Annotated in this window: 13 protein-coding genes; 12 read left to right on the plus strand and 1 reads right to left on the minus strand. The window is 54.5% G+C overall.

All coding sequences use genetic code 11. The features are described from left to right. Positions 1–85: 85 nt before the first annotated feature. The 10 genes from JRJ26_14340 to JRJ26_14385 all read left to right on the plus strand — a co-directional run bounded on the left by JRJ26_14340 (position 86) and on the right by JRJ26_14385 (position 11,904). Positions 86–1,741, plus strand: a complete 1,656-nt coding sequence (locus JRJ26_14340) for an AMP-binding protein (protein MBW2058670.1) — start codon at positions 86–88, stop codon at positions 1,739–1,741. A 147-nt stretch (positions 1,742–1,888) separates the two neighbouring features. Then, positions 1,889–2,317, plus strand: coding sequence for an enoyl-CoA hydratase/isomerase family protein (locus JRJ26_14345; GenBank protein MBW2058671.1), 429 nt, complete (start codon positions 1,889–1,891; stop codon positions 2,315–2,317). 311 nt (positions 2,318–2,628) lie between these two features. Beyond that, complete coding sequence (locus tag JRJ26_14350; protein MBW2058672.1) at positions 2,629–3,969, plus strand: MFS transporter; 1,341 nt, start codon at positions 2,629–2,631, stop codon at positions 3,967–3,969. A gap of 537 nt (positions 3,970–4,506) precedes the next feature. Next, complete coding sequence (locus JRJ26_14355; protein MBW2058673.1) at positions 4,507–5,652, plus strand: thiolase domain-containing protein; 1,146 nt, start codon at positions 4,507–4,509, stop codon at positions 5,650–5,652. 4 nt (positions 5,653–5,656) lie between these two features. After that, the gene (locus JRJ26_14360; protein ID MBW2058674.1) at positions 5,657–6,073 is read left to right on the plus strand and encodes a Zn-ribbon domain-containing OB-fold protein; all 417 of its coding nucleotides are present in this window, start codon (positions 5,657–5,659) and stop codon (positions 6,071–6,073) included. 163 nt (positions 6,074–6,236) lie between these two features. Then, complete coding sequence (locus tag JRJ26_14365) at positions 6,237–7,442, plus strand: thiolase family protein (GenBank protein ID MBW2058675.1); 1,206 nt, start codon at positions 6,237–6,239, stop codon at positions 7,440–7,442. Positions 7,443–7,475: 33 nt separating this feature from the next. Then, entirely contained in the window at positions 7,476–8,909 is a 1,434-nt protein-coding gene (locus JRJ26_14370) for an aromatic ring hydroxylase (protein MBW2058676.1), read from the plus strand. Between the two features lie 69 nt (positions 8,910–8,978). Then, a complete protein-coding gene (locus JRJ26_14375) occupies positions 8,979–9,755 on the plus strand; it encodes an enoyl-CoA hydratase/isomerase family protein (protein ID MBW2058677.1) in 777 nt (258 codons plus the stop codon). Positions 9,756–9,933: 178 nt separating this feature from the next. Then, positions 9,934–10,074, plus strand: a complete 141-nt coding sequence (locus JRJ26_14380) for a hypothetical protein (GenBank protein MBW2058678.1) — start codon at positions 9,934–9,936, stop codon at positions 10,072–10,074. Positions 10,075–10,554: 480 nt separating this feature from the next. Beyond that, entirely contained in the window at positions 10,555–11,904 is a 1,350-nt protein-coding gene (locus JRJ26_14385; GenBank protein MBW2058679.1) for a DUF362 domain-containing protein, read from the plus strand. Positions 11,905–12,814: 910 nt separating this feature from the next. Here the strand turns inward: JRJ26_14385 and JRJ26_14390 are convergent. After that, the gene (locus tag JRJ26_14390) at positions 12,815–13,540 is read right to left on the minus strand and encodes a transposase (protein ID MBW2058680.1); all 726 of its coding nucleotides are present in this window, start codon (positions 13,538–13,540) and stop codon (positions 12,815–12,817) included. A 32-nt stretch (positions 13,541–13,572) separates the two neighbouring features. On the opposite strand from JRJ26_14390, the gene JRJ26_14395 reads away from it, so the two are divergent. Together JRJ26_14395 and JRJ26_14400 are read left to right on the plus strand one after the other, a co-directional pair. Beyond that, on the plus strand, positions 13,573–13,881 hold the full coding sequence (locus JRJ26_14395) for a transposase (GenBank protein MBW2058681.1): 309 nt from the start codon (positions 13,573–13,575) through the stop codon (positions 13,879–13,881). Positions 13,882–13,893: 12 nt separating this feature from the next. Next, on the plus strand, positions 13,894–14,016 hold a 123-nt coding region (locus JRJ26_14400; GenBank protein ID MBW2058682.1), incomplete at its 3' end, for a transposase.

Raw genomic sequence — 14,016 nt, forward strand, 5'->3', positions numbered from 1 at the left:
TCGGTTCCGGGTACCCGCACAGATAGGGGGATTGGCACCGCCGGGTCGTCCAACGCAGAAAAAGGGATTTGGAGGTATACAAGTCATGGAATTCGTGTCATCGGGTGATTTCACATTCAAAAGATATGTGGGCAAAGAGCGAAATCTGAAATTCATCATCGAAGACAAGGCGAAAGAGAAGCCGGATTTCCCGAAGCTTCTTTTCGGCCATGAGGAGATTACTTACGGGGAATTAAACAGGCGATCCAATGCCCTGGCCAATAGCCTGCTGGCCCTGGGCCTGGGTAAGGGAAGCCATGTGGCCGTCATGTTCAACAATTGCCCGCAGATCATTTACAGCTGGATAGGGCTTTCAAAGATTGGGGCCATCTGGGTGCCCGTTAATCCAGCCTACAAGGGCGATATCCTTGCCTACACGCTCGACCATTCGGATTCGGAGGCCCTGATTACCCGATACGAATATCTGGAGAGGCTGGTTCCCATCCAGGACCGGCTGAAGACCCTGAAAACCGTTATCGTCTGTCCGGAAAGGCCGCGGGAAGATGATCCGCTGGCAGCCCTGCCGTTCCGGCAGTATTCGTTTGACCGCTTCTTGGCAAACGGCTCCGTGGACAATCCCGACATCGAGGTCGCCGACAGCGATATCATGGCTATCTCCTATACGTCAGGCACCACTGGACCTCCCAAGGGATGTCTCCAGTACCAGGCGCAGGCGTACCGTTTCAGCCAAAATACCATCCTCCAGAGAACGCAAGAGGGCGTTCTCAGGAAGGGGGACAGGATGCTGAACGTTTGTCCCCTGATTCATGTGGCGGGACTCTGGGTCGATTTCTACAGTTCCATCTCGCTGGATCTGCCTTTGGCTACGGCTGATTTTTCGGCATCCCAATTCTGGAAGCACGTGCATGACTACCGGGCCACCTACTGTTATCTCCTGGGAACCATGCCGGGGATCCTGTTGCGAACGCCGCAATGCGAGTGGGAGAAAGACAATACCTTACGGAGCTGTCTGATCATTCCTTACAATCCTGAAGAAGTGGAGGCTTTCAAAAGGAGATTCGGGATCCGGGATGTGGCTACGGGGTATGGTCTGAGTGAAGGGCATTCGGCTTTCGGCGCTGTCAATCCGCCCGTGCCGACTCTCGGTAAGCAGCTTTCACGCACGGGCTGCGTGGAGCTGATAAGGGAAGACGGCATGCCTTGTGGGCCGGGAGAATCGGGGGAGCTGTGCCTTCGTCCAGATCCGGAAGAGCCGTGGGAATTGTTTGCCGGGTATTACAAGGATCCCGAGGAGACGGTGAAGACCATGAGGGGGTTTTGGTTGCATACGGGAGATATGGCCCGCAAGGGTGAAGACGGCTACTTTATCTTCGTCGACCGGGTCAAGCACGCGATTCGCCGGGGCGGCGAGAACATCTCTTCGGTCAAGATCGAGGAATGCCTCAATAGCCATCCGGATGTCTGTGAATCCGCAGTGGTCGCCGTTCCTTCTGAGATCAGCGAGGATGAAATCAAGGCCTATGTGGAGGTCCGGGAAGGCGTGAAACTGGAGGTAGAGGATTTGGTCCGGTATTTGGATGAAAGGCTCCCCTATTTTATGGTGCCGCGCTATTACGAATTTGTGGTTAGCATCCCCAAGACGGCAACGGAAAAGGTGAGGAAAGGGGAGCTCAAGGAGAAGGGTCTGACCGGCCGGGAGGTGGATATCAGAAAGATGGGTGTGAAGCTGACCAAAAAATAGCCCGCCTGTGGTGGTACCGTCGTTTCCAGTGAATGTCAGGAAGCCATGCCTCGCCCGGCGGGAGAATCGGATCATGGCAGCCGTGCGCTGGTCCCCGCGGGACCGCATCTTTCCGGAAAGGAAAGAGGGACGGACCTCTGATATGTCATCTACGAAAAGCGGAAGCACATAGCCAGGCTGTTCCTCAACAGGCCCGAAGCGGGCAATGCGCTGGATCCAAACCTGGGAGGGAAGCTTCTGCTTGCATTGAAAGAAGTTCAAAGCGAGGACGCGATCCGGGTTGTGGTCTTGACCGGTGCGGGAAAGGCGTTTTGTGCCGGAGGAGATGTGAGATTTCTTCTCGGTGATATCTCGAGGAGAACGGTCCTGGAGATCCGGGATTTTTTGAAAGAGATGGGCATGCCGATCCTCACGCTGAGAGAGTTAAGGCAAGCGGTCATCGCTGCAATCAACGGGCCGGCAGTTGGGGCCGGGTTTGACCTGCTGTTAAACTGTGTTTTCAGGGTGAGTTCCCAGGATGCCACGATGGGCCCTACCTGGATCCGAAACGGTATCATTCCCGCTCTGGGCTGGTAAAACGGTTTCCTATCCGGTCTTTGACGACGTGTGGGAGGCCTTTTGGACCCTGAGGCTCATGGCGGGGTTCCACCTGCGCAGATCCTTTGCTTCCGATATGGTAGAGGCGAGAACCCGGAGAAATACGGACATCTCCTTGTGAGGATCGTCGGATATAGCGCCTTTTTCGTGGATCTTTCCGAACACACCCAGAACGATATCATATCGCGGGCCACACAATGCTTTGACTGATCCGACGGCTCGCGAACTATGGTTGCCCTTTTGCACCGCCAGGCGTGGAAGATGATCCGGGGATGAACCGGGGGCTTTTCATGAAAGGCAACGGCGAAGGTGGATATGACGGACGGGCTCGAAGGGATGCTGGCCTGCACGGTCAGGGGGAAATGGGATACGCGGGTGCCATGAGGGGGATTCGGCGGAAATTTTTCTACGGCTGGATCATTGTCTTTTCCTGCTTTGTCTGCGCCAGCGGATACGGCCTGTTCTATACCATAGGCGTATTTTTCAATTCGGTACGACAGGAGTTCCAGTGGAGCGCAACACTTGTGTCATCCATTCACGGCGTTCACTGCATTTTTTTCGGCTTCGCCCTGCCCATTATGGGGAGGCTTTCGAGTGGATACGGGTCTCGTGCCGTGTTTCTCCTATGCTCCTTCCTCATCGGGCTGGGTTTTGCGCTGTGCAGCCAGGTTCGAGGGATCTGGGACTACTATCTCTACTACGGGATCGCGTCCATCGGGGCGGCCGCGACCACGTCTCTTCCCCTGGCCCTTGTCCAGAGGTGGTTCATCAGGAAGAGGGGCATTGTCGTGGGCTTGGTAAGCGCCGGGCTGGGGTTCGGGGCCATGGTGTATCCGATCCTGGCCGGGCTGCTGGTCTCGCACCTGGATTGGCGCCTTAGCTATCTCATTATCGGTATAGCTGTGGGCGGCGTCATGCTTGTAGTAGCGGCGTTTATCGTCGATTTTCCGACCGCCATGGGATTGACGCCTTACGGTGCAAGCGAATTCAATGGCGGTGAAGCAGGAGATGTTACGGTCGAGAAGGATCCGGGAAAGGACCGTTTCTCTCAGGAGGACATTTCATGGACCATGTCGGAGATTGTGAGGACAAAGACCTTTTTTGTCATTTGCGTACTATGGATTTTCGCGTCCATGGCGACCCATCTGATCATCATCCATCTGGTTCCCTTTGCTGAACATCTGGGCATGCACAAGGGCGAAGCCGCGGCCCTGTTAGGCCTGATCGGCGGGGTGAGTATCCTGTCCCGAATTTTCGGGGGCTTTACGTCGGAAAAGCTGGGCTGGAAGAACACCCTGATCGTCTGCGCATTCCTGATCGCCATGTGTCTGGTCTGGCTCGGGTGTTCAAGGACCCGCTGGATGATTTATGTCTTCGTTCTCGCATACGGGTTTCTTTTCGGAATCAGGCTCACCATCATACCGGGTTTGATCGGCGAGTATTTCGGCGCCAAAAGCCTCACGGAAATCATGTCCTATTTTTGGTCGGTAGCCGCTTTTGCAGGCTTGATGGGGCCCATGGTCGGGGGCCTCATATTCGACATCACAGGCGCTTATCCTGCGGCCTTTTTCATCGGGGCCACCTGGTATGTGATCGTGGGAGTCCTGGCCGTCTGCCTGGGCCCCCCGTGAAGAGCAGGCCGGTCCTTGGCCTGAAACGGAGCGGGGTTCGCGGAGTTGCTTGATCAATTGCCGGTTTCCCGGAAGGTGAGGAATCAAACAGAAAAGATGTCCGAAGACGAAAGGAGGAACACTGCCTCTCCAGGGCAGGGAGAAACCGAGAAAACGACGTTGCGCGCCACGGCTCGCCTCCGGCGGCGAACTCGTGGAAATGGGCCCACCGTATCTGCGAATAATCTTCGTGTATGATTTTTTCTACATGTAGTATCTCCTCAATCCCCCTTAGAAGCGATGGGTGCCGTTTCCCATGCGATCAGCGGGGAGCCCTTGAATTCTGTCGATTTCACTATACAGGATGCCTGCCCGGGGTCGAATCCCGCGGATCTGCCTTGAATAGTAAAAAGGCTGTGTTTTCAATTTCTTAAAAAATAATAATGAGCCCGAGGGATGTCTGGTCTACATATTGCATAACCATCCTCTAGCAACGGGGTCCCAAGAAGTCCCTAAGAAGGAAGGGGTCAGGAATCTTAGCATAAAGGAGCCCTTGAGATGAAAGACGTGGCCATCATCGGGGTAGGGCAGAGCAAGTTCTCCAGGAGGTGCGGGATGCCCATCACGGAGTTGTGTTTCGAGGCGTTCCGGGAGGCCATGCAGGGGCTGGCGCTGGACAAGAAGGAGATCGATGCTTCCATCTGCTGTTCCTCTATGTATGACAAGCAGCGTACGCCCGAGAACCCGATTTCCGAATACCTGGGGTTGACCCCCAAACCCACGTTTCTCATCGAAAATGCCTGCGCTGCCGGCACCACTGGTTTGCGGGTGGCTTGGTCTTTCATCATGTCGGGCCTTTACAAGGTGGTCGCGGTGGTTGGGGTGGAAAAGATGTCCGGCCTGAATTCCCGGGAAGTGGCCGAGCTCATGGGAAGATCCTATGACATCACGTGGGAGTCGTCCTTCGGCCTGACCATGGCTGCGGGCTATGCGCTGCATGCGCAGGCGCACATGGAACGCTACGGAACGACGCTGGAGCAGCTTGCAGGCGTGCGGGTGAAGAACTCCCACTATAGTGTCGCAAATCCCAAGGCCACCTACAGAAAGGCCCTGGAACTCGACGAAGTCATGGCATCGACTCCGGTGGCCTCTCCGCTCAGGATGCTGGATTGCTGCGCCAACGCCGATGGGGCCTCCTGCGTGATCCTGGCCCATCGGGACGTGGCCGGGAGGGTCTGCCCCAAGCCCGTCTGGATCCTGGGTCTGGGAGCGGCCAGCAACACGGGCCTTAGCAGGAGGGAATCCTTCACCGGTCTTTCCTGCTCGAGACAGGCCGCGCAACAGGCCTACCAGATGGCGGGCCTGGGGCCTGCGGACATTAATCTGGCGGAGGTCCATGACTGCTTCACGATTGCGGAGATCATGGCTTATGAGGATCTGGGCTTTGTTGGGCCGGGGCAGGGGGGCTTTCTCATTGATGAAAAACAGACCTATCTGGAAGGGCGGATTCCGGTAAACGTAGACGGCGGTTTGCTGTGCAAAGGGCATCCGGTCGGCGCCACCGGGGGGTCGCAGATCCGAACCATCGTCCAGCAGCTCCGCGGGGAGGCCGGGGAGGTCCAGGTAAAGAATGCCGAGATTGGGCTTGTGCACAATGTCGGGGGTATCGGACATTTCGCCAATGTAACCATTTTAGGGAGGTAGCCCGATGGGCTTCGGGAATTTCGGCGTTGTCAGTTATACAAAGGAAGCCAAGGTCGAGCCTTTCGTGGAGTGGCTGGTGAAAGGCAAGGTCATGGCGGCGAGGTGCAGGAAATGTGGAGGTACGCAGTTCCCTCCGCAGGTGGATTGCCCCCGGTGCCTGTCAGAGGACATGGAATGGATCGAGGTTTCGGGTACAGGGAGGCTGGTGACCTATACGGTTGTGCATTACGGGCCTATCGGCTTCGAGGATAGGGCTCCGTACATCCTGGCCCTGGGGGCCTTTGAAGACGGGGTGCAGATTCTGGCCGTCCTCGACAGTGACATGGCACAGGAAGACATCCGGATCGGCATGTCCCTGAAGGTGGTTCCGGTCCTTCTGCCACACAACCGGATCGCCTATCAATTCCAGAGCGCGGGGTAGGCCCGGGACGGCAAATCTTCGGATCGGCGAGCCGGGCAGAGATCTCGTGCGATCCTAAGCCTGGGGAATCCCGGGCGGCAGGTATACGGTTTGCAGAGAGAGGTCCAGTGCCGGGAATATAGAAAAGACACACTCCAGAGTAGAGAGGATGAATATGATGAATATGCAGAAAGAAAGAGATCCTGTCATTGTTCAAGCCTTGAGAACACCGATTGCCGACCATAGAGGCGTCTTTAAAGACGTCCCCGCTGAGAACCTGCTGGTGGTGCTGATCAAGGAGGTGATGAAGAGGTCCAAGATCGATCCCGAACGGATTGAAGATGCCATTTTTGGAAACTGCCAGGCCCATGAGACAGGCAATATGGCGCGCGTTGCAGCGCTAAAGGCCGGGTTGCCACTGTCGGTGCCCGGCATGACGCTGGAAAGGCAATGCACATCAGGCATGGAGGCGATTTCCCTTTCGGTCAATGGGATCAAGGTAGGCGAGGGGGATGTGTACCTGTGCGGGGGTGTGGAGAGCATGACGCGCAGACCCTATGTCCTGCCCAAGCCGCCCGAGGCCTATATGCGGGTCCCACCCAAGTTCGTTTTTCCCTTTCAGTTGTCACCCCCGGAAGTCGGCAATCCGCCCATGGGGATCACCGCAGAGAATCTCGCGGAGAAGTACGGTATCAGCAGGGAAGAGCAAGAGGTCTTCGCTCTCAAGAGCCATCAGAAGGCGGTAAGGGCCATCAAGGAGGGCCGGTTCAGGGATGAGATCGTGCCTGTTGTGGTCCCACAGAGAAAGGGCGATCCCATTGTGGTCGACACCGATACACATCCGAGAGAAGATACGAGCTTGGAAAAAATGGCGAGGCTTCCTCCGGTATTCAAGGAGGACGGAACGGTCACGGCCGCGACCTCGTCTCCTGTCACGGACGGCGCTGCCATCCTGATGATCGTGTCCAGGGCCGTAGCCGAATCCTGTCATATGGAAATCCTGGGTCGCGTGGTTTCCCACGCCGTTGTCGGAAATGACCCGAATATCATGGGAATCGGTCCTGCCTTTTCTATACCCAAGGCCTTGGCACGTGCCGGCATGACACTGGACCAGATGGACCTCGTGGAACTTAATGAGGCCTTTGCGGCACAATGCCTGGCCGTCCTGAAGGAATTGAAGGCAAAGGGGACACCCATAGACGAAGAAAAGCTGAACGTGAACGGCGGTGCCATCGCGCTGGGGCATCCTATCGCCGCCAGTGGCGCAAGGATCGTGGTGACCATGCTGCACGAAATGAAGCGCCGTGATGCGCGCTACGGCCTGGCCGCCTTGTGCGGGGGAGGGGGGGTATCAAGCGCCATGGTTATCGAACGAGAATCCGGGTGCTAGCCCGGCCCGGAACACAATACAGAGGGTGAAGGTATGAGAACTGCGGAAGAATACAAAAAGAGTCTTTTGTCCATGAAAAAGAACGTTTTCATGAATGGGGAACTGGTGGGCCGAGACGACCCTAGACTGGTGCCGGCGTTGAATACCGTTTGTGCGACCTATGATGCCCAGACGGACCCCGATCCCAAGATACGAGATCTGTGCACGGCCAAGTCCCATCTTAGCGGCGAGACCATCAGTCGTTTTGCCCACACGCACCGGAGCGTGGAAGATCTGATCAAGAAGCAGGAGATGACCCGGGTGCTTTGCCACAGAACGGGAACCTGCGTCTTGCGATGCATGGGGGTCGATGCCCTCAATGCCTTGAGTGTGGCTACGCACGAGGTGGACGTAAAAAAGGGGACCGATTACCACGAACGTTTTCTGAAATACCTTCGCTATTTTCAGGACAATGATCTTGCAGCCACCTGCGCCCAGACGGATGTAAAGGGTAACAGGAGGCTCAGACCCCATCAACAGGCCGACCCGGATCTGTATGTGAGAGTCGTTGAAAAGAGGCCAGACGGTATTGTGGTGAACGGGGCCAAGGCGCATATCACCATGGCGGCTATTGCAGAGGAATTGCTGGTGGTGCCGACCCGGGTCATGACCAGGGAGGATGCGGACTGGGCCGTGGCGTTCGCCATTCCTGCGGATACCGAGGGGATCCGTCTTTCCACCCTTGGGAAGTTCCCGGTGCAGAGAAAACGGCTTCTGGCTCCGTTTCCGACCTTTGGAAGCTGCGACTCCATGGTCATCTTCGATCATGTGTTTGTCCCCAACGAGCGGGTATTCATGTGCGGGGAATGGGAGTTCGCCGGGCGCCTGGCCCTGCTGTTCGCCCTCTACCATCGGCATTCCTACACCGGGTGCAAGCCTGCCATAACGGATGTCCTGATGGGAATGACCGCCCTGGTGGCCGAATACCTGGGAATCGAGCGAGCCCAGCATGTGCGCCACGCTCTGGTTGAACTGATTGCCGTGGCGGAACTGGTATTCGCTGCGGGTCTGGCTGCTGCTTATCAGGCCCACGAGACATCTTCCGGGACCTGGGAACCCGATGTGGTCTACTGCAATGTGGGGCGCCGCCATGCCGGCGTGAACATCTACGGCGAATATGAAAAGCTCTGCGAAATTGCAGGCGGGCTATGTGCCACGCTGCCCATGGAGGGAGATTTTTTCAATGACGAGATCAAGGATTTCCTCAATAAGTACATCATGCGCAAAAAGGAGATCCCGGCGGAACATCAGCACCGGCTTTACCGTCTGATCAGCGACTACATCGTATCGGCCCAGGCGGCAAGCAAACTGGTCAGTGGGGTTCATGGAGGCGGTTCCCCGATCATGGAAGAAATCGCCATTTACGGCAATTACGATATCGAATCCAAGAAGAAGATTGCCCGGTATCTGGCGGGCATCGAGGAGTGAAGCAATAGCCGTTCCCGTCCGGACGAAAGATCCGCCAGGGGCAGGGCAAGATCAAGGGGAGGGAGCAGGATGGCAAAAATCGAATATGAGATCAGGGGACAAGTCGCCTATATCACGTTGAACCGGCCCGAGGTCAGAAATGCCTTGGACCGCGAAATGGTCGGTACGCTACACGAATTATGGCAGGAATTTCAAAGCAGTGGTTCCGCGCGCGTGGCCGTCCTGACAGGGGCAGGGGGACACTTTTGCGCGGGCTATGATGTCAAGGCCATCAACTCCAGGCAAGATGCGGGGATACCGTTTGAATGGTCGCGCTCGTCTATGTTCGGAGACAAGCGGATCGGCCCTGACGGGCATGGGGTGACCAAACCGATCATCGCAGCCCTGGACGGCAGCGTCAACGGTGCCGGGTTCTGGCTCGCCCTGCAGAGCGATATCCGGCTGGCTACCGATCGGGCCCGGTTCGGCTTGGGGGAGGCCCGATTCGGTTTTCCGGTGGAGTTCGCCGCGCTGATATCGAACTATGTGCCCAGGGCCGTGGCAATGGAAATGCTTTTTGCGCTGAAGGTTTATGATGCCAGGCGGTTCCATGAACTGGGCATCATCAATGAGATCGTCGACGGGGAGCACCTGATGGAAAAGGCCCGTGATACAGCGGAGGCACTCCTCGAACGAGGGCCTTTGGCGATCATGGCCATGAAGGAACTCATCAATTTCGATCCCAACTATAAAGAAAAGATACGGTTTACTGCAGAAAAAGTTGTTCCTGTCGTGAACTCCGAAGACACCAAGGAAGCGGTTCGGGCATTTGTTGAGAAAAGAAAACCCGAATGGAAATTGAGATGATCCAGGCGGTTATAATGAGTCAGAATAGGTTTCAAATTTTTTGATAGATGATTCATAAGAACTCTTTAAAGGGCCTACACGGTCAGCAAAGAAAGAGTTTGATGCGCAGGAAGCGGGGTCTTCCACCAAGGTCCGAGGCAGGGAGGCCTGTAAACAGGCTATTGCAGAAACAGATGTTGTGATAGATTTTGATGGGTGCACGAAGGGCGGCCGCGCATACGGCCAAGATATCTACGTGATGGGTATTGAACACGGCAAAGTCCGCGTGATCAGTGCTGAAAAGTATCCGAAAGAACTGGCCGGGGCGGGTGAGAAGTAGCGGGGGCGAATAACCCGTGTCGATCCGAAAACGGTCATTGCCGGACGAAGGCGATCAGCGGTTCGCTTTCGGTAATCAGAAAACGGTATCCTGAGACAATCGGTTGAGCTGATAGCAGTGCATCCCGCTGGGCACCGGGCGGGTGCTGACGCCTTTGTCCTTTTTCAAGCGAATCAGTTTGATGACTTGGTAGAGAGGTCAAGGTAGTCACCCTGTATTGTTTTGCCTCCCCCGGAGCGCTCCCCGGGGCAGGCTCCGGAATTGCTCGTATTCAGATGCTCATGTTGCATATGTGGAGTGGAATTTTCACGGAAGCATTGATTTTGGGTAGCCGTCAGATTTGCCAGAAAGAAAATGAGTGTGACCGCACCCTGGGGTTGCACAGGTATCGATATAATCGCGTTTGCTGGAAAACTTATGGGCTTGCACACCAGTATGTGTAGCCAGATGGATATGGAAAAGGGAAAGGGGTGAGATAATATGAAAACAGGTTTGGGGCTGCATAACCAGGATACGGAAGCGCCGGTTTCCCTGGTAAAGTGGAAGTACGAAAAAAACGCCGTAGCCGAGGCCATTGAGCTTTGCGACGGCTTTAAGAACCTGGATCCAAACATGAAGGTGCTCATCAAACCCAATCTGGTGAGCTGGGTCGACAAATACAGATTCGCGCCCTTCGGCGTTCTGACCACGAGTGTGGTGCTTGAAGGGCTGGTACGTGCCCTCAAGGACTTCGGCGTGGGAGACATCACCATCGCCGAGGGGAGTGCTAGACAGGAGGAGATGGGTTCGGAGACCTATATCATCTACGAACGTCTCAATTACGCTTATCTGTCCAAACAGTACGGTGTCCGGCTCGTTGACCTGAATCAGGAGGATCATGTTAGGACCGCACTGGGTCCGTTTACTCTCCGCATCGCGAAACGGGTGCTTGACGCGGAGTTCATGATCAATGTGCCCGTGCTGAAGACACACAATGCGACAAAAATTAGCATGGGGTTCAAGAATCTCAAGGGGTGCCTGGCGCAGAGTTCCAAAAAGGCCTGTCATAACCCGGATCATCCGGTGGATGAGTACCTGGTGGAACTGGGTTCGCGATTGTATCCTCACCTGGTGGTCACCGACGGGATCTACGCCATGGAAAGGGGACCCATGTACACGGGACACGCACACCGCACCGACCTCGTCATGGCCAGCCGCGACATGTTTTCAAACGACTGTGTCGGGGCGACCCTTGTGGGGTTTCAACCGGAGCAGATCGGGCACCTGAAGGGCTTTGCCGGGCGAAACGGCCGCAGCCTGTCCGTTGACGATATCGAGGTCAGGGGGCTCAATCCCGCGGAATGCGCGCTTCAACTGGAATATGACACGCCGTGGTCGACAGACGGGCTCGTGCCCCAGATCTTTGAAAAACAGGGCATCGGCGGGTTCCAGATGCGCAACCCCGGGCAGAGCATGTGCACGGGTTGCTCCAAGGTCTTTCCGGCCGTCCTGGTGATGCTTTTGGGCGCTTATGAAGGAAAACCCTTTGACAATTTTGAGATCCTTTCGGGAAAGGCCATGAGGCCGAGTGGGACTGCCAAGACTACCATTTTCATGGGGGACTGCAACTATGCGATTAATCGTAACGCTGAAGGCGTCCAAAAAGGCGTGTGGCTAAAGGGATGCCCCCCGAGGATCGATGAAACAATTAGAATATTCAACGAACAACTCGGGGTCAAGCTCAAGGAAGAGAACAACGCAAGATTTTTCGCCCACAAGGTAAAGGTATACGACAAGCTGGGGTACCCCTACAGCGACTATTATTTCGATTCAACCGAAAAAAAGCCCTGAAGTGAGACAGCTATCCCTTGGATGTGAAAAATGATCTTTGGGCAGGATGTGGAGCGAGGATATGAAACCTTTGCAGAACCTGCCGAAAATTGTCCAAACAGTGAGTGAAGAAAATAGAAAGGGATAAGGGGTAATATTTTTTGGTTGTGGTTGGGAGAGGTAGGAAAAAGTCCTGGGAAATTGCTGGGGTTGAGGGCCTTAGTTTTGATTTAACCGTTGGAAATTACTTTAGAAATACTTGAACATATGATATACTTCCCTTCCAGTTAAAAAAGGCCACAAAAGGGGGAGGAAATGGGATACAAAGAGTTTGGAGGGAGTTTCAGTCTTGCTGATCTAGCTGCTGTGCCCCGTGGAATAATAGGAGCATTGATATCGTAAGTTTTCAAGAGTACAGCGGCCAATTCAGGAACGGAGGAAGCAATACGATTTTCTATTCCACCTAGCGGAGCAGTTTAAGGTGCACAAAGAGGTCGAAAAAAGTGGTGATCGCGCGCAAGAGTGGGTTGATCGGCTTAGGGGTCACCAGAAAAAGCCAGGGCTGTCAAGACGTTCGGACTTTTAAATTGGCCCAATGCAAGGAGGTTGAGAAAATGGCAACATGTAAGGACTGTAAAATGTTTATGCCGCACATGTTTATTTGTCCTACGGCGGGGAGAATAGTGCGACCAGATACGGATGCCAGTATGTGTAAGATGGGAGTGGCGAGATGTGGAGATTGTAAGATGTTTATGCCTACATTGTTTAATTGCTCTTATGCCAAATGGGGAGAAAATCCAGCGGCTGTGCAGGTTAGCGGGGAATCATCAACTTGTGACGCCTTCATGCCTAAGTAGCGCCGTAGAGGGGAAGGCTCAGGTTATTCCTCCGATTCCTCCGGGGGTGAGGGGCGTTTATCTAAGATGGCTCATCATGAGAATCTGTGCTGACATTGAGCTAGTGGGAGCCCTCCAAGGGAATGGATCATAGCTAAAGAGAAGGTGTTTTCACTGCGGTAACCGCGGGATCTATGGCTGATTACCTTGGCATTATTATTCATGGCTTCCACAATGCTGTTATCGATACGAATATCAAAATAAGCGAGGATTCCTTCTTCATGGCATCTGAGCATCCAAGCAGAATCCCGCAGGGGCTTCAACCTGCTGTGAGTGGCCCACCAGCCTGCCTGGTCGGCAGACAGGAACCACCGTTTGAGATATTTCTTTGCCCAGGCCTTGGTTTTGTATTCCCAAAGTTTGCGGAACAGTTCCTTGAGCAAATAGGCCCTTGTGATCTTCAAATTGGTCTTGAGCAGATGGGAAAGCGTAACCTTCTGCTTGGGGGTCAATTTCCAGGGATTTTTCAACCATATGTATTTGGTCCCTTTCAGCACATCACAGCCTATCTCAGCCAATGCCTTGGCTTCCATCTTCCGTACTTTGTCAATGGAATCCATAAGGTGGCGGATGATGTGGAATTTATCAAAGACAATCACAGCTTGCCCACAATACTCGTAAATGACATCGATATAGTTCTGCCACATATCACAACACACACCCTCAATGGCTGCAGTATACTGAGACCCATTGAAACTGGACACGGCGAAGGTGTACCTGCCCGCCAGGCAGGCGGGGAGGTTAGGCTGAGTGGAAGTCAAGGAGAGAAGCTTTGAATAGGAGGTGAAAGGGAATGAAGCAGAGGAAATGGTCAGGGGAGGAGAAGTTGGCTATTGTGCTGGAGGGTCTCAAGGGGAAGAGGGCTGCGGCAGATATCTGCCGTGAGCACCAGATTAGCCAGACCCTGTTCTATCGATGGAGGGATAAGTTTCTAGAGGGAGGGAAAAGAGCATTTAGCAACGGTGTATCTGGAGAGGATGCTTATAAGGCCGAAATAGAGAAGCTTCAAAAGATTATAGGGAAGCAGGCGATTCAGATAGAGATTTTAATGTCCCATACGGGGAATGGGAGAAAATCCCTCGCCTTTAGGCGAAGACTTTAGTAGGCTTGCGGCATGAGAAACTACCGCAAGACATCCCATTCCGTTTACGACTTAAAGTTTCATCTGGTCTGGATCACGAAATACCGCAAGCCGGTTCTCTTTGGAAACGTGGCAACACGTTTGCGGGACCTGATA

It is taken from the genome of Deltaproteobacteria bacterium (genome assembly GCA_019308905.1).
Lineage (GTDB): Bacteria > Desulfobacterota > BSN033 > WVXP01 > WVXP01 > JAFDHF01.

What these genes read in the sequence shown, in the direction of transcription:
- JRJ26_14340 (MBW2058670.1), top strand. Translation starts at nt 86, where the DNA reads ATGGAATTCGTGTCATCGGGTGATTTCACATTCAAAAGATATGTGGGC.
- JRJ26_14350 (MBW2058672.1), top strand. Translation starts at nt 2,629, where the DNA reads ATGAAAGGCAACGGCGAAGGTGGATATGACGGACGGGCTCGAAGGGAT.
- JRJ26_14355 (MBW2058673.1), top strand. Translation starts at nt 4,507, where the DNA reads ATGAAAGACGTGGCCATCATCGGGGTAGGGCAGAGCAAGTTCTCCAGG.
- JRJ26_14360 (MBW2058674.1), top strand. Translation starts at nt 5,657, where the DNA reads ATGGGCTTCGGGAATTTCGGCGTTGTCAGTTATACAAAGGAAGCCAAG.
- JRJ26_14365 (MBW2058675.1), top strand. Translation starts at nt 6,237, where the DNA reads ATGCAGAAAGAAAGAGATCCTGTCATTGTTCAAGCCTTGAGAACACCG.
- JRJ26_14370 (MBW2058676.1), top strand. Translation starts at nt 7,476, where the DNA reads ATGAGAACTGCGGAAGAATACAAAAAGAGTCTTTTGTCCATGAAAAAG.
- JRJ26_14375 (MBW2058677.1), top strand. Translation starts at nt 8,979, where the DNA reads ATGGCAAAAATCGAATATGAGATCAGGGGACAAGTCGCCTATATCACG.
- JRJ26_14385 (MBW2058679.1), top strand. Translation starts at nt 10,555, where the DNA reads ATGAAAACAGGTTTGGGGCTGCATAACCAGGATACGGAAGCGCCGGTT.
- JRJ26_14395 (MBW2058681.1), top strand. Translation starts at nt 13,573, where the DNA reads ATGAAGCAGAGGAAATGGTCAGGGGAGGAGAAGTTGGCTATTGTGCTG.